The organism is Citrobacter sp. Cpo148 (assembly GCF_030332375.1).
Taxonomy (GTDB): Bacteria; Pseudomonadota; Gammaproteobacteria; order Enterobacterales; family Enterobacteriaceae; genus Citrobacter; species Citrobacter portucalensis.
Map to the genome: position 1 here is coordinate 329155 of NZ_JAOWHY010000040.1, position 23338 is coordinate 352492.

A 23338-nucleotide genomic window follows, 5' to 3' on the forward strand; every position below is an offset into this window, starting at 1 on the left:
ATGCCTTCAATTCGACTGGCTGATTTAGCAGAGCAGTTGGATGCAGAATTACACGGTGATGGCGATATCGTCATCACCGGCGTAGCGTCCATGCAATCTGCGCAAACTGGCAATATCACGTTCATGGTGAATCCTAAATACCGTGAACATTTAGGCGTATGCCAGGCGTCTGCCGTTGTGATGACGCAGGACGATCTTCCTTTTGCTAAGAGTGCGGCGCTGGTAGTGAAGAATCCCTACCTGACCTATGCACGTATGGCGCAAATTTTAGATACCACGCCTCAGCCTGCACAGAACATTGCACCCAGTGCAGTGATCGATGCAACGGCGAAGCTGGGTAATAATGTCTCTGTGGGCGCAAATGCGGTCATTGAGTCTGGCGTAGAACTGGGCGATAACGTGGTTATCGGTGCAGGTTGCTTCGTCGGAAAAAATACCAAAATCGGTGCAGGTTCACGCTTGTGGGCGAATGTGACGATTTACCACGACATCCAGATCGGTGAAAATTGTCTGATCCAGTCCAGCACTGTCGTTGGATCTGATGGATTTGGTTACGCGAACGATCGTGGTAACTGGGTGAAGATCCCCCAGCTTGGTCGCGTGATTATCGGCGATCGCGTCGAGATCGGCGCTTGTACCACCATTGACCGTGGTGCTCTGGACGATACTGTGATCGGTAATGGTGTTATCATTGATAACCAGTGCCAGATTGCGCATAACGTTGTGATTGGCGACAATACGGCGGTAGCCGGTGGCGTCATTATGGCGGGTAGCCTGAAGATTGGCCGTTATTGCATGATTGGCGGTGCCAGCGTGATCAATGGGCATATGGAAATATGCGACAAAGTTACGGTAACTGGCATGGGTATGGTGATGCGTCCTATCACTGAACCTGGCGTCTACTCCTCAGGCATTCCGCTACAACCCAACAAGGTATGGCGTAAAACAGCTGCACTGGTGATGAATATTGATGATATGAGCAAGCGCCTCAAAGCGATTGAGCGCAAGGTTAATCAACAAGACTAAAGCACCGTTTTTGCATGTCTGACTTTTCGGCCTGTCCCATTCATACGATTGCGACAGGCCGTGTTATTATTGCCTTTTAGTATATTTTGACAGGAAGAGTATTTTGACTACTAACACTCATACTCTGCATATTGAAGAGATTTTAGAACTTCTGCCGCACCGTTTTCCGTTTCTGCTGGTTGACCGCGTGCTGGATTTTGAAGAAGGTCGTTTTCTGCGCGCAGTGAAAAATGTATCCGTTAACGAGCCTTTCTTTCAGGGCCACTTCCCGGGTAAACCTATTTTCCCTGGCGTATTGATTCTGGAAGCGATGGCACAGGCTACCGGTATCCTCGCGTTTAAAAGCGTAGGAAAACTGGAACCAGGCGAACTGTATTATTTCGCGGGTATTGATGAAGCACGCTTTAAGCGTCCTGTCGTGCCTGGCGATCAGATGATCATGGAAGTGACTTTCGAGAAAACGCGCCGTGGCCTGACCCGTTTTAAAGGGGTTGCGCTGGTCGACGGTAAAGTTGTGTGCGAAGCAACGATGATGTGTGCCCGTAGCCGGGAGGCCTGATACGTGATTGATAAATCCGCCTTTATTCACCCGACCGCCATTGTAGAAGAGGGCGCCAGCATTGGTGCCAATGCTCACATTGGCCCATTTTGTATTGTTGGACCCCATGTTGAAATTGGTGAGGGTACCGTACTGAAGTCTCACGTTGTCGTGAATGGCCATACAAAAATTGGTCGCGATAACGAGATCTATCAGTTTGCCTCCATCGGTGAAGTTAACCAGGATCTTAAATATGCTGGCGAACCGACCCGTGTGGAAATTGGCGATCGCAACCGCATCCGCGAAAGCGTCACCATTCATCGTGGCACAGTGCAGGGCGGTGGAGTGACGAAGGTGGGCAGCGATAACTTACTGATGATTAATGCGCACGTCGCGCATGATTGTACGGTAGGCAACCGCTGTATTCTGGCGAATAACGCCACGCTTGCCGGACATGTTTCGCTTGATGATTTTGTTATCATCGGCGGCATGACTGCGGTGCATCAGTTCTGCATCATCGGTGCTCATGTGATGGTTGGCGGCTGTTCTGGTGTAGCCCAGGACGTGCCTCCGTACGTTATCGCCCAGGGCAACCACGCGACGCCGTTTGGCGTCAATATCGAAGGTCTGAAGCGTCGTGGATTCACCCGCGAAGCGATTACCGCGATTCGTAACGCCTACAAAGCGTTGTACCGTAGCGGTAAAACGCTGGAAGAAGTGAAACCAGAAATCGCGGAACTGGCGAAACAGTACCCCGAAGTTCAGGCTTTCAGCGACTTCTTTGAACGCTCAACGCGTGGCCTGATTCGTTAATGACTGAACAGCGTCCTTTAACGATTGCCCTCGTCGCCGGAGAAACCTCCGGCGATATTCTTGGTGCAGGGTTAATCCGTGCACTCAAGGCTCGCGTTCCCAATGCGCGCTTTGTTGGCGTGGCGGGTCCGCTGATGCAGGCCGAAGGCTGTGAAGCCTGGTACGAAATGGAAGAGCTGGCGGTCATGGGCATTGTTGAAGTGCTCGGACGCCTGCGCCGTTTACTGCATATTCGTGCCGACCTCACTCGCCGATTCACCGACTTAAAGCCGGATGTTTTCGTCGGCATTGATGCGCCTGATTTCAATATTACCCTCGAAGGGAATTTGAAAAAACAGGGCATTAAAACCATTCATTATGTCAGTCCGTCCGTCTGGGCGTGGCGACAGAAACGCGTTTTCAAAATAGGCAGATCCACCAACATGGTGCTGGCCTTTCTGCCTTTCGAAAAGGCGTTTTATGACAAATTTAACGTCCCGTGCCGCTTTATCGGTCATACCATGGCAGATGCCATGCCGTTGGACCCGGATAAAAATGCGGCCCGTGATGTTCTGGGTATTCCTCATGACGCTCACTGCCTGGCGCTACTGCCAGGAAGCCGCGGTGCAGAAGTGGAGATGCTCAGCGCCGATTTTCTGAAAACGGCGCAGCTATTACGCCAGCATTATCCGGATCTCGAAGTGGTGGTGCCGTTGGTGAATGCCAAACGTCGCGAGCAGTTTGAACGCATTAAAGCGGAAGTTGCACCGGAGCTTTCTGTACATCTGCTCAATGGTATGGGACGTGAAGCAATGGTGGCCAGCGATGCCGCACTGCTGGCTTCAGGTACCGCCGCGCTGGAGTGTATGCTGGCAAAATGCCCGATGGTGGTTGGCTACCGTATGAAACCCTTCACCTTTTGGCTGGCGAAGCGCCTGGTGAAAACGGATTACGTTTCGCTACCTAACCTGCTGGCGGGAAGAGAACTGGTTAAAGAGCTGTTGCAGGAAGAGTGTGAACCGCAGGCGCTGTCGCAAGCGCTGTTGCCGTTGCTGGCAAATGGTAAAACCAGCCATGCGATGCACGACACATTCCGTGAACTGCACCAGCAGATCCGTTGCAATGCTGATGAGCAGGCGGCGGATGCGGTCCTGGAGTTAGCGCAATGATTGAATTTGTGTATCCGCATACGCATTTAGTGGCGGGTGTGGATGAAGTCGGGCGCGGCCCTTTGGTCGGTGCGGTCGTCACTGCTGCCGTCATTCTGGATCCGACTCGCCCTATTATCGGTCTTAATGACTCAAAAAAACTGTCAGAAAAACGTCGCCTGGCGCTGTTTGATGAAATTAAAGAAAAAGCGTTAAGCTGGAGCCTTGGTCGGGCGGAACCGCATGAAATCGACGAGCTGAACATTTTGCATGCCACCATGCTGGCCATGCAGCGTGCGGTTGCGGGTTTGCATATTGCGCCCGAATACGTGCTGATTGACGGCAATCGTTGCCCGGCATTACCGGTACCGTCGATGGCGGTGGTCAAAGGTGATAGCCGCGTGGCGGAGATCAGCGCCGCATCGATTCTGGCAAAAGTGACCCGTGACGCTGAAATGGCGGCGCTGGATACGGTTTTTCCACAGTATGGTTTTGCACAGCACAAAGGCTATCCAACCGCATTTCATCTGGAAAAATTGGCACTGCATGGTGCGACTGAGCACCATCGCCGCAGCTTTGGCCCCGTCAAACGCGCACTGGGACTCTCGTCCTGATTCTTGTGTCGAAGGAATCTGAAGATGTCTGAACCACGTTTCGTCCACCTACGGGTGCACAGCGACTACTCCATGATCGATGGGCTGGCGAAAACCGGGCCGCTGGTGAAAAAGGCGGCCGCGTTAGGCATGCCTGCGCTGGCGATCACCGATTTTACCAACCTGTGTGGTCTGGTGAAGTTTTACGGAGCGGGCCACGGCGCGGGTATCAAGCCGATAGTTGGCGCAGATTTTCATGTCCGCAGTGAGCTGTTGGGCGATGAACTTACGCAGCTCACCGTGCTGGCCGCAAATAATACCGGCTATCAGAACCTGACGTTGTTGATTTCGAAAGCCTATCAGCGCGGCTATGGCGCAGAAGGACCGGTTATCGACCGGGACTGGTTGGTTGAGCTAAAAGAAGGTTTGATTTTGCTCTCCGGCGGTCGCATGGGCGATGTCGGACGCAGCCTGCTGCGCGGCAATAGCGCATTGGTTGACGAGTGCGTGGCGTTTTACGAAGAACATTTTCCCAATTGCTATTTCCTCGAACTGATTCGCACCGGCAGGCAAGATGAAGAAAATTATCTGCACGCAGCTGTAGCGCTAGCCGAAACGCGTGGTCTACCGGTGGTGGCGACTAACGATGTCCGCTTCCTGGAAACCGGAGATTTCGATGCGCATGAAATCCGCGTAGCGATCCACGACGGGTTCACCCTTGATGACCCGAAACGCCCGCGTAACTATTCGCCGCAGCAGTACATGCGCAGCGAAGATGAGATGTGCGAGCTGTTCTCCGATATTCCGGAAGCGCTGCAAAACACCGTCGAGATAGCCAAACGCTGCAACGTGACGGTGCGTCTTGGCGAATACTTCCTGCCGCAGTTCCCGACCGGCGATATGACCACCGAGGATTTCCTCGTGGCGAAATCACGCGAAGGGCTGGAAGAACGTCTCGAATTTTTGTTCCCTGACCCTGAAGTTCGTGCGCAGAAGCGCCCGCCTTACGATGAACGTCTGGAAGTTGAACTTAAAGTTATCAACCAGATGGGATTCCCAGGCTACTTCCTGATCGTTATGGAATTTATCCAGTGGTCGAAAGATAACGGCGTACCGGTAGGCCCGGGACGTGGTTCCGGCGCTGGCTCACTTGTCGCCTATGCGCTGAAAATTACCGATCTCGATCCGCTGGAATTTGACCTGCTGTTCGAACGTTTCCTTAACCCGGAACGTGTCTCAATGCCCGACTTCGACGTTGACTTCTGTATGGAGAAACGCGACCAGGTTATCGAGCACGTGGCGGAAATGTACGGTCGTGATGCGGTTTCGCAGATTATTACCTTTGGTACGATGGCTGCAAAAGCGGTTATCCGCGACGTGGGCCGCGTGCTGGGGCATCCGTACGGTTTCGTTGACCGTATTTCGAAACTGGTGCCGCCCGACCCGGGCATGACGCTGGCAAAAGCCTTTGAAGCCGAACCCCAACTGCCAGAAATCTATGAGGCAGATGAAGAGGTTAAAGCGCTGATTGATATGGCGCGTAAACTGGAAGGCGTCACGCGTAACGCTGGTAAGCACGCCGGTGGTGTGGTTATCGCACCGACAAAAATTACTGATTTTGCGCCGCTGTACTGCGATGAGCAGGGGCTGCACCCGGTTACTCAGTTTGATAAGAACGACGTGGAATATGCCGGTCTTGTGAAGTTCGACTTCCTCGGCCTGCGTACGCTCACCATCATCAACTGGGCGCTGGAAATGATCAACGCGCGCCGTGAAAAGAACGGTGAGCCACCGCTGGATATTGCGGCTATACCGCTGGATGACAAGAAAAGCTTCGATATGCTGCAACGCTCGGAGACCACGGCGGTCTTCCAGCTTGAATCCCGCGGTATGAAAGACCTGATCAAACGTCTGCAGCCTGACTGCTTCGAAGACATGATCGCACTGGTGGCTCTGTTCCGCCCAGGTCCGCTACAGTCGGGGATGGTAGATAACTTTATCGACCGTAAGCATGGTCGCGAAGAGATTTCCTACCCGGACGTACAATGGCAGCATGAGTGTCTGAAACCGGTACTGGAGCCGACCTACGGCATTATCCTGTATCAGGAACAGGTTATGCAGATTGCCCAGGAGTTGTCCGGGTACACCCTTGGCGGCGCGGATATGCTGCGTCGTGCGATGGGTAAGAAAAAGCCGGAAGAGATGGCTAAGCAGCGCGGCACCTTTGAAGAAGGGGCGAAAAAGCGCGGCGTAGACGGCGAACTGGCGATGAAAATCTTTGACCTGGTGGAGAAATTCGCCGGTTACGGATTTAACAAATCGCACTCCGCAGCCTATGCGCTCGTCTCTTACCAGACGCTGTGGCTGAAGGCGCATTATCCTGCTGAGTTTATGGCGGCGGTAATGACCGCCGATATGGATAACACTGAAAAAGTGGTCGGGCTGGTAGATGAATGCTGGCGTATGGGGCTCAAAATCCTGCCGCCGGATATCAACTCCGGGCTTTACCATTTTCACGTGAATGATGATGGCGAGATTGTTTATGGCATCGGCGCGATAAAAGGCGTGGGTGAAGGACCAATTGAAGCTATTATTGAGGCGCGTAACGAAGGCGGTTACTTCCGTGAGCTGTTTGATCTCTGTGCGCGCACGGATATCAAAAAACTTAACCGCCGGGTGCTGGAAAAGCTAATCATGTCCGGGGCGTTTGATCGCCTTGGCCCGCATCGGGCGGCGTTGATGAATTCGCTCAACGATGCGCTAAAAGCCGCCGATCAGCATGCAAAAGCCGAAGCCATCGGTCAGGCCGATATGTTTGGCGTGCTGGCGGAAGAACCGGAGCAAATTGAACAATCCTATGCCAGTTGCCAACCGTGGCCGGAGCAGGTGGTATTAGATGGTGAGCGTGAAACGTTGGGGCTTTACCTGACGGGACACCCCATCAACCAGTATTTAAAAGAAATTGAGCGCTATGTCGGAGGCTACAGGCTGAAAGACATGCATCCGACAGAACGTGGTAAAGTCACCACGGCTGCGGGGCTCGTCATTGCTGCGCGGGTAATGGTCACCAAGCGCGGCAATCGTATCGGCATCTGTACACTGGATGACCGTTCCGGACGTCTGGAAGTTATGTTGTTTACCGATGCTCTGGATAAATACCAGCAATTGCTGGAAAAAGACCGCATACTTATCGTCAGCGGACAGGTCAGCTTTGATGACTTCAGCGGCGGGCTTAAAATGATGGCCCGTGAAGTCATGGATATTGACGAAGCCCGGGAAAAATATGCTCGCGGGCTTGCTATCTCGCTGACGGACAGGCAAATTGATGACCAGCTTTTAAACCGACTCCGTCAGTCTCTGGAACCCCACCGCTCGGGGACAATTCCAGTACATCTCTACTATCAGAGGGCGGATGCACGTGCGCGGTTGCGTTTTGGCGCGACGTGGCGTGTCTCTCCGAGCGATCGTTTGCTAAACGATCTCCGTGGCCTTATTGGTTCGGAGCAGGTGGAACTGGAGTTTGACTAATACAGGAATACTATGAGTCTGAATTTCCTTGATTTTGAACAGCCGATTGCAGAGCTGGAAGCAAAAATCGATTCTTTGACTGCGGTTAGCCGTCAGGATGAGAAACTGGATATTAACATCGATGAAGAAGTGCATCGCCTGCGTGAAAAAAGCGTAGAACTGACGCGTAAAATCTTCGCCGATCTTGGCGCATGGCAGGTAGCCCAACTGGCGCGCCATCCACAGCGTCCGTACACCCTGGATTATGTCCGCCTGGCGTTTGATGAATTTGATGAGCTGGCGGGCGATCGTGCCTATGCGGATGATAAAGCTATTGTTGGCGGTATCGCGCGTCTGGATGGCCGCCCGGTGATGATCATTGGTCATCAGAAAGGCCGTGAGACCAAAGAAAAGATTCGCCGTAATTTCGGCATGCCAGCGCCGGAAGGCTATCGCAAAGCGCTGCGTCTGATGGAAATGGCCGAGCGTTTCAACATGCCGATCATTACCTTCATCGACACCCCAGGGGCTTACCCGGGCGTGGGCGCGGAAGAGCGTGGTCAGTCAGAAGCGATCGCGCGCAACCTGCGTGAAATGTCGCGTCTGAGCGTACCGGTAATCTGCACCGTTATCGGTGAAGGTGGTTCCGGTGGCGCGCTGGCGATCGGTGTAGGCGATAAAGTGAATATGCTGCAATACAGCACCTATTCCGTTATCTCCCCGGAAGGTTGTGCTTCCATTCTGTGGAAAAGCGCCGACAAAGCACCGCTGGCCGCAGAAGCGATGGGAATTGTTGCCCCGCGTCTGAAAGAGCTGAAGCTTATCGACTCTATCATTCCGGAACCGTTAGGCGGTGCACACCGCAATCCGGAAGTGATGGCTGCGTCCCTGAAAGCACAGCTGCTGGCCGATCTCGCCGATCTCGACGTGTTAAGCAAAGACGATCTGAAAAACCGTCGTTACCAGCGTCTGATGAGCTACGGTTACGCGTAAACTGCATTTATTCTGAAAAGGGCCACTACGTTGTGGCCCTTTTTTTTACCTGCGGTTTGACCAGGCTATGATTAACTAAGGTTTTTCCAGGAGGAACGCATGAATATCATTGCCATCATGGGACCGCATGGCGTCTTTTATAAAGATGAGCCCATCAAGGAACTTGAGCGTGCGCTGCAACAGCAGGGATTTCAGATTATCTGGCCGCAGAATAGTGTCGACCTGCTGAAGTTTATCGAACACAACCCGCGAATTTGCGGCGTCATTTTTGACTGGGATGAATATAGCCTGGAGCTGTGCAGTGACATCAACCAGCTCAACGAGTATCTCCCGCTCTATGCCTTTATTAATACCCATTCGACGATGGATGTCAGTGCGCACGACCTGCGCATGGCGCTGTGGTTTTTTGAGTATGCGCTGGGTCAGTCTGAAGACATTGCCACCCGCATTCGCCAGTACACCAGCGAATACCTCGATAACATCACGCCTCCGTTCACCAAGGCGCTGTTTACCTATGTGAAGGAAGGAAAGTATACCTTCTGTACGCCCGGGCACATGGCGGGTACGGCGTACCAGAAAAGCCCGGTCGGCTGCCTGTTCTATGATTTCTTTGGCGGCAATACGCTGAAAGCCGACGTGTCCATTTCCGTAACCGAACTGGGCTCATTGCTTGATCATACCGGTCCGCACCTTGAAGCGGAGGAGTACATCGCTCGCACCTTTGGTGCTGAGCAGAGCTACATGGTGACCAATGGCACCTCGACATCGAACAAGATTGTCGGTATGTATGCTGCGCCTGCAGGAAGTACGCTACTGATTGACCGCAACTGCCATAAGTCGCTGGCGCATTTGCTGATGATGAGCGATGTGGTGCCAATCTGGTTGAAGCCTACGCGTAACGCGTTGGGGATCCTCGGTGGTATACCCCGTCGGGAATTTACCCATGCAAGTATTGAACGCAAGGTAGAAGAGACGACTCAGGCGCAATGGCCGGTACACGCGGTGATCACCAACTCCACCTATGACGGGCTGCTTTATAACACCAACTGGATCAAGCAAACCCTGGATGTGCCCTCCATCCATTTTGATTCAGCCTGGGTGCCGTATACCCATTTTCATCCGATCTATCAGGGGAAAAGCGGGATGAGCGGCGAACGGGTACCGGGAAAGGTGATATTTGAAACCCAGTCCACCCACAAGATGCTGGCGGCGTTGTCACAGGCTTCGCTGATCCACATTAAGGGTGACTATGATGAAGACACGTTCAACGAAGCCTTTATGATGCACACCTCCACGTCTCCGAGCTATCCGATTGTGGCGTCGATAGAAACGGCGGCGGCAATGCTGCGTGGCAATTCCGGCAAGCGGTTAATCAATCGTTCGGTGGAACGGGCGTTGCATTTCCGTAAAGAAGTGCAGCGTCTGCGCGAAGAGTCGGATGGCTGGTTCTTTGATATCTGGCAGCCGGAAAAGGTCGATGAAGCAGAATGTTGGCCGGTAGCGCCAGGTGAAGACTGGCACGGATTTGTTGATGCTGATGCCGACCACATGTTCCTCGACCCTGTGAAGGTCACGATTCTGACGCCGGGAATGGATGAACAGGGAAATATGAGCGAAGAGGGGATCCCCGCGGCGCTGGTGGCGAAATTCCTTGATGAACGCGGCGTCGTCGTCGAAAAAACGGGACCGTATAACCTGTTATTCCTGTTCAGTATTGGCATAGATAAAACCCGGGCGATGGGGCTGCTACGTGGCTTGACGGAATTTAAGCGCTCGTACGATCTGAATTTGCGCGTGAAAAATATGCTGCCGGATCTGTATGCTGAAGATCCCGATTTCTATCGCAATATGCGTATTCAGGATCTGGCGCAGGGGATCCATAAGCTTATCCGCCAGCACGATCTCTCCGGACTGATGCTGCGGGCATTTGATACCTTGCCGGAAATGAAAATGACACCGCACCAGGCCTGGCAGCGGCAGATCAAAGGTGAGGTGGAAACCGTGGCGCTTGATCAACTGGTAGGACGCGTGTCCGCCAATATGATCCTGCCTTATCCTCCAGGCGTGCCGCTCTTGATGCCCGGGGAAATGATCACTGCCAAAAGCCGGGCTGTCCTCGATTTTCTTCTGATGCTGTGTTCAGTGGGGCAGCGCTACCCGGGATTTGAAACCGATATCCATGGCGCTAAACTGGGCGAGGATGGTGTGTATCGCGTGAGAGTCTTAAAAATGGCATAACGACTTGCCTGACCCTAAGACGTACGAGTAACGTGCTGACAGAAAAATGAAAGAGGCGATGACGCTATGCTGGGATTAAAACAGGTTCACCATATTGCCATTATTGCGACGGACTACGCGGCGAGTAAGGCATTTTACTGCGATGTGCTTGGCTTTACACTGATGAGCGAAGCCTATCGGGAAGAGAGAGACTCGTGGAAAGGCGATCTGGCATTGAACGGCCAGTATGTTATTGAGCTTTTTTCTTTCCCGTTTCCACCTTGCCGTCCGAGCCGACCGGAAGCCTGCGGTTTGCGTCATCTGGCGTTCAGCGTGGAGGATGTGGAAAAGTCGATCGCGCATCTGGAAGCACACCACGTGAAGTGTGAATCCATACGTATCGATCCATTTACCGGTAAACGCTTTACGTTTTTCAACGATCCGGACGGATTGCCCCTCGAACTGTACGAGATGTAAGGCTTGTCATTGTGGCATTAGCCCGGTAACGTGCCGGGCAATGCCATTGTAAGTAACCATCATGACGACACTCACGCTGAACACTTCACTGCTGAATTCTCAATCGATTTTGGTCGCCTTTAGCGGCGGGCTGGACTCAACCGTACTCCTGCATCAGCTGGTGCAGTGGCGAGCGCAGCATCCTGAGGTCGCTTTACGCGCAATCCATATTCATCACGGATTAAGCCCACATGCAGACAGTTGGGTGCAGCACTGTGAGTCAGTATGTATGCAGTGGCAGGTGCCGCTGGTGGTTGAGCGGGTACACCTTGAGGATGATGGTCTGGGCATCGAAGCTCAGGCACGACGCGCGCGCTATCAGGCATTTGCGCAGACCTTACTACCGGGCGAGGTGCTAATGACCGCCCAGCATCTCGATGACCAGTGTGAAACCTTTCTGCTGGCGCTTAAGCGCGGCAGCGGCCCTGCCGGACTTTCCGCCATGGGGGAATGTTCACCGTTCGCCGGAACTCAGCTGATTCGACCGCTGCTGGCGCAAACGCGTGAGGCGCTTGAAGCATGGGCGCGGCAGCATGAATTATGCTGGATTGAAGATGAAAGCAATCAGGACGATACCTACGATCGCAATTTCCTCAGATTGCGCGTTACCCCATTGCTGCAACAGCGCTGGCCGCACTTCGCGCAAGCCGTAGCCCGCAGCGCCGCGCTGTGTGCTGAGCAGGAGAGTTTACTGGATGAACTGCTGGCCAGCGATTTAGCCGATTGCATCACAGCCCACGGCACACTGCTACTGGTACCGTTAATGATGATGAGCGACGTGCGTCGTGCCGCGCTGCTTCGTCGCTGGCTGGCGGGGTTAAATGCGCCGATGCCTTCTCGTGATGGACTGGAACGTATCTGGCAGGAAGTGGCGCTGGCGCGGGAAGATGCCTCACCCTGTTTTCGCCTCGGGGAGTACGAGGTCCGTCGTTATCAGTCACAGCTGTGGTGGGTGAAGTCAGTCGATGGGCAAAGCGAAACCGTTATCCCATGGTTAGAGTGGAAAACACCGTTGGCGCTGCCTGCCGGATTGGGTTCGGTTCAGTTAATTTCTGCGGGTGAATTGCGCATGCCGCAAGCGGATGAAGCTGTCAGCATTCGTTTCAAAGCACCAGGGTTATTGCATATTGTCGGGCGTAACGGTGGACGGAAATTAAAGAAAATCTGGCAGGAGCAGGGGATTCCACCCTGGCGACGAGATACCACACCGATGCTGTTTTACGGCGAAACGTTGATTGCGGCTGCGGGTGTTTTCGTGACGCGTGAGGGAGCGGCGGAAGATGAAGAAGGCGTGAGTCTGGTTTGGCGTGGAAAGTAGGCCGGATAAGGTGCTTTGCACCGTCATCCGGCACCAAAATAATCAGGATTCGCTGACCACCACGGTACCGATCTGCGGGTGGCTGAAGCTGGCAATTTTGTCGAGGCGAAGCTCCCGGGTTTCACCTGCGACATCTGCGACCAGATACTCCACGTTTTTGCGTGAAACCAGGTCGTTCGCTTTCGCCTGCAAAACTTCGCCATCTTTTAACGCCAGCGTCAGTAACAAATGGTGCTGGCAGGCGAGTTCAAGATTGTCGTAATCATCGCAATTGATGGGTTGATACGTTTCATTCATTGACATAATCGCTCACCAGTAAGTTCGCGGCAGCATAGGCCGCTTTTTCCCTGACCGACTCTGGAAGGGCGCTGTCTGCCGCCACTTCATTAAGCACCTTCAATACGCAACCCAGCGCATCCGGGATATACCCTAAGTCTCCGCTGGCGATTTCCGCGTACCGCTTGCGTATTAACTCACAATATTTTTCCACATGCCCTCCTGTCAGCACTCTGACTTAACCGTGGATGCAAGTCTAAGCCTACGAAGATAAACTCTGTTTAGCAAGGTGACTATACCATACTCATTCAAGCAATATCAGCGCCTTGATAGATGAGCAGTTAGCAGCCTTTTGCCGCAGTTTTCGCTACAATGTGCGCCTGATTCGAAAGGAGTTCTCCCATGGCGCTTAAAGCGACAATTTATAAAGCCGTCGTCAACGTAGCGGATCTTGACCGCAACCAGTTTCTTGACGCGGCCTTGACGCTGGCGCGTCACCCCTCTGAAACCCAGGAGCGCATGATGCTGCGCCTGCTGGCCTGGATTAAATATGCCGATGAACGGCTGCAGTTCACGCGTGGCCTGAGCGCGGAAGACGAGCCTGAAGCATGGCTGCGTAACGACCATCTGGGCATCGATCTTTGGATTGAGCTGGGTCTGCCGGATGAGCGCCGTATCAAGAAAGCCTGTACCCAGTCTGGTGAGGTTGCTCTGTTTGCCTACAACAGCCGTGCGGCTCAGATCTGGTGGCAGCAAAACCAGAACAAATGTGCGCAGTTTAAAAATCTCACCGTGTGGTATCTGGATGATGAACAGCTGGCGCAACTGAGTGATTTTGCTGGTCGTACAATGGCGCTGCAGGCGACTATTCAGGACGGCGCTATTTGGCTGTCCGATTCTCAGAACAATCTGGAAATTCATCTGACCGCGTGGCAGCCGCGTTCATGATTGTTCTCTCCCGAAACGTCTCTATCCCTGATAATGAGCTGGAAATCACGGCGATTCGGGCACAAGGCGCGGGTGGTCAGCACGTTAACAAGACCTCGACGGCTATCCATTTGCGCTTTGACATTCGGGCCTCGAGCCTGCCAGAGTATTACAAGGAACGCCTGCTGGCCGCCAGCCATCATCTGATTAGCGGCGATGGCATTATTATCATTAAGGCGCAGGAATACCGTAGCCAAGAGCTCAATCGGGAAGCGGCAATCTCCCGACTGGTGGCGGTGATAAAAGAATTAACCGCGGTGCAAAAAAGCCGACAGGCAACTCGCCCTACGCGCGCCTCGAAAGAGCGTAGGTTGTCATCGAAGGCGCAAAAATCCACAGTGAAAGCACTGCGCGGGAGAGTTCGTCGAACGCAAGACTGACGAGCGGGAATAAAAATTAATAAGGAATTGATAGTGAAAACAGCAATATTGTCCGTGGTCGCTGCATGCACGCTTTTTTCCTTGATTGGCTGTAATAATCGTACTGAAGTTGAAGTACTACAGCCGACGCGGGCGGCAGAATTAAAACCGATGCAGCAAAGCTGGCGTGGCATCTTACCTTGCGCGGACTGCGAAGGGATTGAAACCTCTCTGTTTCTGGAAAAAGACGGCACATGGGTGATGAACGAACGCTATCAGGGCGTGCGGGATGAACCGTCTTCGTTTGCCTCTTATGGCACATGGGCGCGTACAGCCGACAAACTGGTGCTGACCGACAGCAAAGGTGAAAAGTCGTACTACCGGGCTAAAGGCGAGGCGCTGGAAATGCTCGATCGTGAAGGTAACCCGATTGAGTCACAGTTTAACTACACGCTCCAGCCGGTTTCCGCCAGCTTACCGGTGACGCCAATGCCGATGCGAGGCATGTATTTCTACATGGCTGACGCGGCAATCTTTACCGACTGCGCAACGGGTAAACGGATGCCGGTGGCGAATAACGCTCAGCTTGAACGCGACTATTTAGCCGCTCGTGCGGAAAACGGACAGTCCGTACTGCTGACGCTTGAGGCACATTTCACGCTGGAGTCAAACCCGGATACGGGTGAGAAAGTGAAAACGTTGATGGCGGATAAAGACGCGAAATTTATCCCTGGTAAAGCGTGTAATTAATCGATAGAAAAAAGGCCCTGATAATCAGGGCCTTTTTGTTGGTATTAGCCTTTAATGGCTTTGACCAGGAAGTCGACGATGTCGCCGGTTTTAATCAGCTCTTTCTCGCCGTTACGACGGTATTTGTATTCGATATCGTCGTTGTCGAGGTTACGGTCGCCCAGCACGATGGTGTGCGGGATACCGATCAGTTCCATATCGGCAAACATCACGCCCGGACGTTCTTTACGATCGTCCATCAGCACTTCAATACCCTGCGCGCGCAGCTCAGCGTACAGCTTCTCAGCCAGCTCCTGCACACGGTAGGATTTGTGCATGTTCATCGGCAGAATGGCGACCTGGAACGGGGCAATGGCATCTGGCCATACGATGCCACGATCGTCAAAGTTTTGTTCAATAGCAGCAGCGACTACGCGAGTGACCCCGATACCGTAGCAGCCCATAGTCAGCGTCTGGTTACGGCCATCTTCGCCCTGAACGGCGGCTTTCATCGCTTCAGAGTACTTGGTACCCAACTGGAAGATATGGCCGACTTCGATACCGCGTTTGATCATCAGCGTACCTTTGCCGTCCGGGCTAGGGTCGCCGGCGACCACGTTACGGATGTCAGCAACTTCCGGGGTGGCCACGTCGCGATCCCAGTTGATACCGAAATAGTGTTTACCGTCGATGTTGGCACCGGCAGCGAAATCGCTCATTACTGCAACGGTACGGTCGATAACCACCGGAATTGGCATATTCACCGGACCGAGCGAGCCAGGACCTGCTTTTACCAGCGCACGAATTTCTTCTTCGGTGGCAAAGGTCAGCGGGCTGGCAACCTGCGGCAGTTTTTCCGCTTTGACTTCGTTCAGCTCGTGATCGCCACGAACCAGCAGGGCGACCAGCGGGTAGCTGCTGCCTTCAACCGCTTTCACCAGCAGGGTTTTCACGGTTTTTTCGATAGGCAGGTTGAACTGCTCAACCAGTTCGGCGATGGTTTTAGCGTTCGGCGTATCTACCAGCGTCATTTCCTGGGTTGCTGCCGCGCGCGGCTCTTTCGGCGCAACGGCTTCGGCAAATTCGATGTTCGCCGCATAGTCAGAGGAGTCGGAGAAGATCACATCGTCTTCGCCGCTCTGCGCCAGCACCTGGAATTCGTGAGAGGCGCTGCCGCCGATAGAACCGGTATCCGCTTGTACTGCACGGAAATCCAGCCCCATACGGCTGAAGATTTTGCTATACGCAGCGTACATCGCGTCGTAGGTTTCCTGCAGGGATTCCTGAGAGGTGTGGAAAGAGTATGCATCTTTCATCAGGAATTCGCGGGAGCGCATCACGCCGAAGCGCGGACGGACTTCGTCACGGAATTTGGTCTGGATCTGATAGAAGTTCAGCGGCAGCTGTTTGTAAGAGCTCAGCTCGTTACGGATCAGGTCGGTGATCACTTCTTCATGCGTTGGGCCGAGGACGAACGAACGATCGCCACGGTCAGCAATACGCAGCAGTTCCGGGCCGTATTGTTCCCAACGGCCGCTCTCTTCCCACAGTTCAGAAGGCTGAACGACCGGCATCAACACCTCGATCGCACCGGCGTTGTTCATCTCTTCACGCACGATGTTTTCGACTTTTTTCAGGACGCGCACGCCGGTCGGCAGCCAGGTATATAACCCGGAGGCCAGCTTGCGGATCATCCCGGCGCGCAGCATCAGCTGGTGGCTGATGACTTCGGCGTCGGCAGGTGTCTCCTTCAGAGTGGAGAGCAGATATTGGCTAGTACGCATGTTGTTACGGTTCCAGTTGAACGATCGAACAGGCTCAAAACGAGCCTGGCACAAAACAAAAGTGGTTTAGTTTACCAGCGAGAAAGGGATGTCAAAAGAGTACGCGACGCAAATTAGCGGGCTTCCAGAGCAAAGACCTCAAATCCTGACGGCGTGACGCGCCAGCGGACGTTAAAGTCCAGCAGCCAGACGGCGTAGGTTTTGCCTTCTTCCTCGTTTTTACGGTAGGCAGGACGCGGATCCTGCGCCAGCACTTCGGCAATAAACTGACGAAGATGCGGGTAACGTTGTTCGAGCTTCGGTAGCTGCTCCGCGAGATCTTCACTGAACGTCACGTCTACGCTGGCCTGGGGGGCATCCTGAGCATAGCTGGCGCGAGCATCGGGTAACGATTCGGCAAACGGCAGATACGGTTTTATATCTACGACTGGCGTGCCATCAACAAGATCCAGCCCACCGAGTTCGAGGATCACGTGCTCTTTATGGCAGCGGATGCCCCGTAGCTCAACCAACGACATGCCAACAGGGTTAGGACGAAACGTTGAACGCGTGGCAAAGACACCCATTCTGGCGTTGCCGCCAAGGCGGGGAGGGCGCACGGTCGGACGCCATCCACCTTCCATTGTCTGGTGAAAAACAAAAATCACCCACAAATGACTGAAGGCTTCCAGGCCGCGAACGGCATCGGCCTGGTTATAAGGTGCGAGCAAATGCAGTTCACCGCTGGCGCTTTTCACCAGACCGGGCTGACGTGGAACGGCGAACTTTTCTTTATAAGGTGAGCGGATAACGCCTATTTGCTCGAACTGAAAATGGCTCATTTCGCCGAAATGTTCAGTGCAGAACCGATGCAAACCGCCTGACGATAGCAACCCGGCGTTCCGCTGGTCACTTCGCAACTGTGCAGCAATACCGCATTAGCTTTCATTTTTGATGCGTTAATCTGCATGCGTTTGCGTGCGGTTGGAATGCTCGGAGGGGAATCCTGGTTTGAAGCCTGGCAGGATTCACCGCTAACTTCGCCAAGATCGCGGAACGGTTTGCCTACTAAATCTTCAGCGTTAGTAATGATTCTTACCGGCGTAGCGCGCGGTGCTTTCGGTTTTTCCGGCTCCGCTTTCGGCGGGGTTGCGGTGCTTTGAACGGGTTCAACAGGGGATCTGCTTAACATAGAACAGCCGCTCAGCAAGAGTGCTACTAAACAGATCGGTAAAGCACGCATAATATTTCCTCAATGAATGATCTAAACGTCAGATATTGAATCAGGTGCTTGCATAAATGACAAGACGGGCAAGCGCCCGTCCTGATGATATTACAGATTCTGTAAACAGCCTAAAATTACCAGCCCTTAACAGCACCGCCGTTGAAGACTTTGTTTGCTGCTTCGTACACTTCGTCAGACTGGTATGCTTCAACGAATTTCTTCACGTTCTCAGCATCTTTATTGTCTTCACGAGTTACAATCAGGTTTACGTACGGGGAATCTTTATCTTCAACAAAGATACCGTCTTTTGCCGGAGTCAGGCCGATCTGGCTGGCGTAGGTGGTGTTGATGACCGCCAGTGCGATTTGTGCATCGTCCAGGGAACGCGGCAGCTGCGGTGCTTCCAGTTCAACCAGCTTCAGGTTTTTCGGGTTTTCAATCACGTCCAGCGCGGTTGGCAGCAGGCCAACACCGTCTTTCAGTTTGATTAAGCCCACTTTTTGCAGCAGCAGCAAGGAACGGCCAAGGTTAGTCGGGTCGTTTGGAATCGCGACCTGGGAACCGTCCTGCAGCTCATCCAGTGATTTGATTTTTTTGGAGTAGCCCGCAATCGGGTAAACAAAAGTATTGCCTACAGCAACCAGCTTGTAACCACGATCTTTGATCTGCTGGTCCAGGTATGGTTTGTGCTGGAAGGCGTTAGCATCGATATCGCCTTTGCTCAGCGCTTCGTTAGGCAGAACGTAATCGTTAAACGTGACCAGCTCAACGTCCAGACCGTATTTTTCTTTTGCCACTTTCTGCGCGACTTCTGCAACCTGCTGCTCTGCGCCAACAATAACGCCCACTTTGATGTGATTAGGATCTTTTTCATCCTGACCGCAACCCACAAGTGCCAGAGAACCGATCAGGGCTCCAACTGCCGCAAAGGTTTTGAATTTGAACGCCATGCTTATTTCCTTTTCTTAATGAGTTTTTAGTGTTGTGTGCAACGTTATTTGTGCGTGACAGCCCGGACGATGCGATCGCCGGATAACTGAATTAAATAAACCAGAACGACGAGCAATACCAGTACTGTATTCATTACGGTAGCGTTGTAACCAATATAGCCGTACTGATAGCCAATCTGTCCAAGACCACCGGCACCGACGGCACCGCCCATCGCGGAGTAACCAACCAGCGTGATAAGGGTGATGGTGGCCGCATTGACCAGTCCTGGCAGCGCTTCTGGCAGTAATACCTTACGTACAATTTGCAGCGGTGTGGCGCCCATCGCACGAGAGGCTTCTATCAGCCCGGTCGGGATTTCGAGCAGCGCGTTTTCCACCATACGGGCGATAAACGGCGCGGCACCGACAGTCAGCGGAACGATAGCTGCCTGCAGTCCGATAGAGGTGCCTACGATCATGCGGGTGAACGGAATCATCCACACCAGTAAGATGATGAACGGGATGGAACGGAAAATGTTCACCAGCGCAGAGAGCGTACGGTAGAGCTTCGCGTTCTCAATAATTTGCCCCGGACGCGTTACGTACAGCAACACGCCGACCGGCAGACCAATCACAAAGCCAAAAAAACCGGACACAAAGGTCATTGCCAGCGTTTCCCATACGCCGCGAACCAGCAGCCACATCATCGGCTCAGACATAACCCAGTACCTCTACTTTTACATGGTGTTCCTGCAACCAGCTAATGGCTGCTTGTGTATCTTCCTGTGTGCCGTGCATTTCAGTCAGCATGATGCCGAACTTTACACCGCCGGCGTAATCCATCTGCGCGCTAATAATGTTGTTATTCACATTAAAGCGACGGGCCGTCTCAGAAAGTAGCGGTGCATCGACCGAATGACCGGTGAATTCCATACGCAGCATCGGCACGCTGTCGGCTTCCGGCTCCGCTTTTAAACGTTCCAGATAATCTTCCGGAATATCCAGGTGCAGCGTGGACTGGATAAATTTCTGTGCCAGCGGCGTTTTCGGGTGTGAGAACACTTCACTAACGGTGTCTTGCTCAATCAGTTCACCATTACTGATGACCGCCACGCAGTCACAAATACGTTTTACAACGTCCATCTCGTGAGTAATCAGCAGAATGGTGAGTCCCAGACGACGATTAATATCTTTCAATAATTCCAGAATCGAGCGTGTCGTTGCCGGATCGAGTGCGCTGGTGGCTTCATCGCACAGCAACACTTTGGGATTACTTGCCAGCGCACGGGCGATCGCCACACGCTGTTTTTGTCCACCGGAAAGGTTGGCCGGGTAGCTATCGTGCTTGTCTCCAAGACCAACCAAATCCAACAGTTCTGTTACGCGGCGTTTGATCTCTTCTTTTGGCGTGTTATCCAGTTCCAGCGGTAGTGCGACGTTACCGAACACCGTACGGGAAGAGAGCAGGTTAAAGTGCTGAAAAATCATGCCGATTTGACGGCGAGCTTTAGTCAGCTCCGACTCAGAAAGCGTGGTCAGCTCCTGACCGCCAACCTGAACGCTGCCTTCGGTAGGGCGTTCGAGTAGGTTAACGCAGCGGATGAGCGTACTTTTACCGGCACCGGAGGCGCCAATAACGCCATAAATCTGCCCGGCAGGAACATGCAGGCTGACATTATTTAGCGCCTGAATGGTGCGAGTCCCCTGCTGGAACACTTTGGTGATATTCGAAAGTTTAATCATTGGTTATTTATTATCGTAATTAAGTTAGCCGTGGCATTTTCGTCTGTCAGGTACGGTCGAAGCCGTCAACAAGATGGATGTTAAGGCATCCAGACGTCTAAATCAATCGGGCTTTGCACGATGAGCACTTTCTTGCCCGCTGAAACATGCGATACTAGAGTCACATGCCTTATTCAGGAGCTATAAAAGGTGGCAAAGTCTGTACCCGCAATTTTTCTCGACCGTGACGGTACCATTAATGTGGACCACGGTTATGTACATGAGATCGACGAGTTTGAGTTTATCGACGGCGTTATTGATGCCATGCGTGAACTTAAAAAGATGGGTTACGCGCTTATTATCGTGACGAACCAGTCTGGTATCGCGCGTGGTAAATTTACTGAGGCGCAGTTTGAAACGTTGACCGAATGGATGGACTGGTCGCTGGCCGATCGCGACGTTGAGCTGGATGGTATCTACTACTGCCCGCATCACCCGCAGGGTACTGTAGAAGAGTATCGTCAGGTCTGCGACTGCCGTAAACCGCATCCTGGCATGTTTATCTCCGCCCGAGACTTCTTGCACATCGATATGGCCGCTTCTTATATGGTAGGCGATAAAATTGAAGATATGCAGGCGGCGACAGCTGCGAATGTTGGCACGAAGGTATTGGTCCGCACAGGCAAACCCGTCACGCCGGAAGCAGAAAATGCGGCAGATTTGGTTATAAATAGTCTGGCAGACCTGCCGATGGCGATCAAAAAGCAGCAAAAGTAAGCGTTGTGGATAAAAGGTGAGCGGTTGAAACAAAAATGCATTTTTCCGCTTGTCTTCCTGAGTCGACTCCCTATAATGCGCCTCCATCGACACGGCGGATGTGAATCACTTCACACAAACAGCCGGTTCGGTTGAAGAGAAAAACCTGAAAATGAGGGTTGACTCTGAAAGAGGAAAGCGTAATATACGCCACCTCGCGACAGAGCGCTAAAGCGCGTCGCAACTGCTCTTTAACAATTTATCAGACAATCTGTGTGGGCACTCGAAGATACGGATTCTTAACGTCGCAAGACGAAAAATGAATACCAAGTCTCAACGAGTGAACACGTAATTCATTACGAAGTTTAATTCATTGAGCATCAAACTTTTAAATTGAAGAGTTTGATCATGGCTCAGATTGAACGCTGGCGGCAGGCCTAACACATGCAAGTCGAACGGTAGCACAGAGGAGCTTGCTCCTTGGGTGACGAGTGGCGGACGGGTGAGTAATGTCTGGGAAACTGCCCGATGGAGGGGGATAACTACTGGAAACGGTAGCTAATACCGCATAACGTCGCAAGACCAAAGAGGGGGACCTTCGGGCCTCTTGCCATCGGATGTGCCCAGATGGGATTAGCTAGTAGGTGGGGTAACGGCTCACCTAGGCGACGATCCCTAGCTGGTCTGAGAGGATGACCAGCCACACTGGAACTGAGACACGGTCCAGACTCCTACGGGAGGCAGCAGTGGGGAATATTGCACAATGGGCGCAAGCCTGATGCAGCCATGCCGCGTGTATGAAGAAGGCCTTCGGGTTGTAAAGTACTTTCAGCGAGGAGGAAGGCGTTGTGGTTAATAACCGCAGCGATTGACGTTACTCGCAGAAGAAGCACCGGCTAACTCCGTGCCAGCAGCCGCGGTAATACGGAGGGTGCAAGCGTTAATCGGAATTACTGGGCGTAAAGCGCACGCAGGCGGTCTGTCAAGTCGGATGTGAAATCCCCGGGCTCAACCTGGGAACTGCATCCGAAACTGGCAGGCTAGAGTCTTGTAGAGGGGGGTAGAATTCCAGGTGTAGCGGTGAAATGCGTAGAGATCTGGAGGAATACCGGTGGCGAAGGCGGCCCCCTGGACAAAGACTGACGCTCAGGTGCGAAAGCGTGGGGAGCAAACAGGATTAGATACCCTGGTAGTCCACGCCGTAAACGATGTCGACTTGGAGGTTGTGCCCTTGAGGCGTGGCTTCCGGAGCTAACGCGTTAAGTCGACCGCCTGGGGAGTACGGCCGCAAGGTTAAAACTCAAATGAATTGACGGGGGCCCGCACAAGCGGTGGAGCATGTGGTTTAATTCGATGCAACGCGAAGAACCTTACCTACTCTTGACATCCAGAGAACTTAGCAGAGATGCTTTGGTGCCTTCGGGAACTCTGAGACAGGTGCTGCATGGCTGTCGTCAGCTCGTGTTGTGAAATGTTGGGTTAAGTCCCGCAACGAGCGCAACCCTTATCCTTTGTTGCCAGCGGTTAGGCCGGGAACTCAAAGGAGACTGCCAGTGATAAACTGGAGGAAGGTGGGGATGACGTCAAGTCATCATGGCCCTTACGAGTAGGGCTACACACGTGCTACAATGGCATATACAAAGAGAAGCGACCTCGCGAGAGCAAGCGGACCTCATAAAGTATGTCGTAGTCCGGATTGGAGTCTGCAACTCGACTCCATGAAGTCGGAATCGCTAGTAATCGTGGATCAGAATGCCACGGTGAATACGTTCCCGGGCCTTGTACACACCGCCCGTCACACCATGGGAGTGGGTTGCAAAAGAAGTAGGTAGCTTAACCTTCGGGAGGGCGCTTACCACTTTGTGATTCATGACTGGGGTGAAGTCGTAACAAGGTAACCGTAGGGGAACCTGCGGTTGGATCACCTCCTTACCTTAAAGAACC

The 23338-nt window shown here is 53.0% G+C and carries 22 protein-coding genes and 1 rRNA gene; 15 read left to right on the forward strand and 8 right to left on the reverse strand.

Going from position 1 to position 23338, the window contains the following annotated elements:
• From lpxD to tilS, 10 genes are all read left to right on the forward strand, one after another.
• On the forward strand, window positions 1-1026 hold the full coding sequence (gene lpxD / locus OGY10_RS05745) for a UDP-3-O-(3-hydroxymyristoyl)glucosamine N-acyltransferase (RefSeq protein WP_003018531.1): 1026 nt from the start codon (window positions 1-3) through the stop codon (window positions 1024-1026).
• A 103-nt stretch (window positions 1027-1129) separates the two neighbouring features.
• Window positions 1130-1585 (forward strand): 3-hydroxyacyl-ACP dehydratase FabZ, encoded by a 456-nt coding sequence (gene fabZ, locus OGY10_RS05750; protein ID WP_003018528.1) that lies wholly within the window; start codon window positions 1130-1132, stop codon window positions 1583-1585.
• Window positions 1586-1588: 3 nt separating this feature from the next.
• Window positions 1589-2377 carry an acyl-ACP--UDP-N-acetylglucosamine O-acyltransferase gene (gene lpxA, locus OGY10_RS05755; RefSeq protein ID WP_003018525.1) on the forward strand — a complete coding sequence of 263 codons (789 nt, stop codon included), beginning with the start codon at window positions 1589-1591 and terminating at the stop codon, window positions 2375-2377.
• Entirely contained in the window at window positions 2377-3525 is a 1149-nt protein-coding gene (gene lpxB, locus OGY10_RS05760; protein WP_003829168.1) for a lipid-A-disaccharide synthase, read from the forward strand. The genes lpxA and lpxB overlap by 1 nt, the downstream gene beginning before the upstream one ends.
• The gene (gene rnhB / locus OGY10_RS05765; protein WP_079934971.1) at window positions 3522-4118 is read left to right on the forward strand and encodes a ribonuclease HII; all 597 of its coding nucleotides are present in this window, start codon (window positions 3522-3524) and stop codon (window positions 4116-4118) included. The genes lpxB and rnhB overlap by 4 nt, the downstream gene beginning before the upstream one ends.
• A gap of 24 nt (window positions 4119-4142) precedes the next feature.
• A complete protein-coding gene (dnaE, locus tag OGY10_RS05770; protein ID WP_008786271.1) occupies window positions 4143-7625 on the forward strand; it encodes a DNA polymerase III subunit alpha in 3483 nt (1160 codons plus the stop codon).
• Window positions 7626-7637: 12 nt separating this feature from the next.
• Window positions 7638-8597 (forward strand): acetyl-CoA carboxylase carboxyl transferase subunit alpha, encoded by a 960-nt coding sequence (accA, locus tag OGY10_RS05775; protein ID WP_003829164.1) that lies wholly within the window; start codon window positions 7638-7640, stop codon window positions 8595-8597.
• 99 nt (window positions 8598-8696) lie between these two features.
• A complete protein-coding gene (gene ldcC, locus OGY10_RS05780; RefSeq protein WP_100271477.1) occupies window positions 8697-10835 on the forward strand; it encodes a lysine decarboxylase LdcC in 2139 nt (712 codons plus the stop codon).
• A 66-nt stretch (window positions 10836-10901) separates the two neighbouring features.
• Entirely contained in the window at window positions 10902-11291 is a 390-nt protein-coding gene (locus tag OGY10_RS05785; protein WP_008786273.1) for a VOC family protein, read from the forward strand.
• Window positions 11292-11352: 61 nt separating this feature from the next.
• Window positions 11353-12648: a tRNA lysidine(34) synthetase TilS gene (gene tilS / locus OGY10_RS05790; protein WP_191226404.1), complete on the forward strand. Its 1296-nt coding sequence runs from the start codon at window positions 11353-11355 to the stop codon at window positions 12646-12648.
• Window positions 12649-12690: 42 nt separating this feature from the next.
• Here the strand turns inward: tilS and rof are convergent, their stop codons facing one another.
• Together rof and OGY10_RS05800 are read right to left on the reverse strand one after the other, a co-directional pair.
• Window positions 12691-12951 carry a Rho-binding antiterminator gene (rof, locus tag OGY10_RS05795; protein WP_003018503.1) on the reverse strand — a complete coding sequence of 87 codons (261 nt, stop codon included), beginning with the start codon at window positions 12949-12951 and terminating at the stop codon, window positions 12691-12693.
• Window positions 12938-13138 carry a YaeP family protein gene (locus OGY10_RS05800; protein ID WP_003018499.1) on the reverse strand — a complete coding sequence of 67 codons (201 nt, stop codon included), beginning with the start codon at window positions 13136-13138 and terminating at the stop codon, window positions 12938-12940. The genes rof and OGY10_RS05800 overlap by 14 nt, the downstream gene beginning before the upstream one ends.
• Before the next feature lie 188 nt (window positions 13139-13326).
• On the opposite strand from OGY10_RS05800, the gene OGY10_RS05805 reads away from it, so the two are divergent.
• Genes OGY10_RS05805 through nlpE form a run of 3 tightly spaced genes read left to right on the forward strand, consistent with a single transcriptional unit; the run spans window position 13327 to window position 15020 of the window.
• Window positions 13327-13872, forward strand: a complete 546-nt coding sequence (locus tag OGY10_RS05805; protein ID WP_003018497.1) for a YaeQ family protein — start codon at window positions 13327-13329, stop codon at window positions 13870-13872.
• Window positions 13869-14291 carry an alternative ribosome rescue aminoacyl-tRNA hydrolase ArfB gene (gene arfB / locus OGY10_RS05810; protein ID WP_032942412.1) on the forward strand — a complete coding sequence of 141 codons (423 nt, stop codon included), beginning with the start codon at window positions 13869-13871 and terminating at the stop codon, window positions 14289-14291. Before OGY10_RS05805 ends, arfB begins: the two co-directional genes overlap by 4 nt.
• A 30-nt stretch (window positions 14292-14321) precedes the next feature.
• Window positions 14322-15020, forward strand: coding sequence for an envelope stress response activation lipoprotein NlpE (gene nlpE, locus OGY10_RS05815; RefSeq protein ID WP_085951559.1), 699 nt, complete (start codon window positions 14322-14324; stop codon window positions 15018-15020).
• Window positions 15021-15064: 44 nt separating this feature from the next.
• Here the strand turns inward: nlpE and proS are convergent, their stop codons facing one another.
• The 6 genes from proS to metN all read right to left on the reverse strand — a co-directional run bounded on the left by proS (window position 15065) and on the right by metN (window position 20659).
• Complete coding sequence (gene proS / locus OGY10_RS05820; RefSeq protein ID WP_003829149.1) at window positions 15065-16783, reverse strand: proline--tRNA ligase; 1719 nt, start codon at window positions 16781-16783, stop codon at window positions 15065-15067.
• A 113-nt stretch (window positions 16784-16896) separates the two neighbouring features.
• On the reverse strand, window positions 16897-17604 hold the full coding sequence (gene tsaA / locus OGY10_RS05825; RefSeq protein ID WP_003829147.1) for a tRNA (N6-threonylcarbamoyladenosine(37)-N6)-methyltransferase TrmO: 708 nt from the start codon (window positions 17602-17604) through the stop codon (window positions 16897-16899).
• Complete coding sequence (rcsF, locus tag OGY10_RS05830) at window positions 17601-18005, reverse strand: envelope stress sensor lipoprotein RcsF (protein ID WP_003018477.1); 405 nt, start codon at window positions 18003-18005, stop codon at window positions 17601-17603. Before rcsF ends, tsaA begins: the two co-directional genes overlap by 4 nt.
• 116 nt (window positions 18006-18121) lie before the next feature.
• On the reverse strand, window positions 18122-18937 hold the full coding sequence (gene metQ, locus OGY10_RS05835) for a methionine ABC transporter substrate-binding lipoprotein MetQ (RefSeq protein ID WP_003829145.1): 816 nt from the start codon (window positions 18935-18937) through the stop codon (window positions 18122-18124).
• 44 nt (window positions 18938-18981) lie between these two features.
• Window positions 18982-19635: a methionine ABC transporter permease MetI gene (locus tag OGY10_RS05840; protein WP_003018471.1), complete on the reverse strand. Its 654-nt coding sequence runs from the start codon at window positions 19633-19635 to the stop codon at window positions 18982-18984.
• Window positions 19628-20659 (reverse strand): methionine ABC transporter ATP-binding protein MetN, encoded by a 1032-nt coding sequence (metN, locus tag OGY10_RS05845; protein WP_003829140.1) that lies wholly within the window; start codon window positions 20657-20659, stop codon window positions 19628-19630. Before metN ends, OGY10_RS05840 begins: the two co-directional genes overlap by 8 nt.
• A gap of 189 nt (window positions 20660-20848) precedes the next feature.
• On the opposite strand from metN, the gene gmhB reads away from it, so the two are divergent.
• Window positions 20849-21415 carry a D-glycero-beta-D-manno-heptose 1,7-bisphosphate 7-phosphatase gene (gmhB, locus tag OGY10_RS05850; protein ID WP_008786280.1) on the forward strand — a complete coding sequence of 189 codons (567 nt, stop codon included), beginning with the start codon at window positions 20849-20851 and terminating at the stop codon, window positions 21413-21415.
• 369 nt (window positions 21416-21784) lie between these two features.
• Window positions 21785-23326: ribosomal RNA gene (locus tag OGY10_RS05855) — 16S ribosomal RNA — on the forward strand.
• The last annotated feature ends 12 nt before the right edge of the window (window positions 23327-23338 follow it).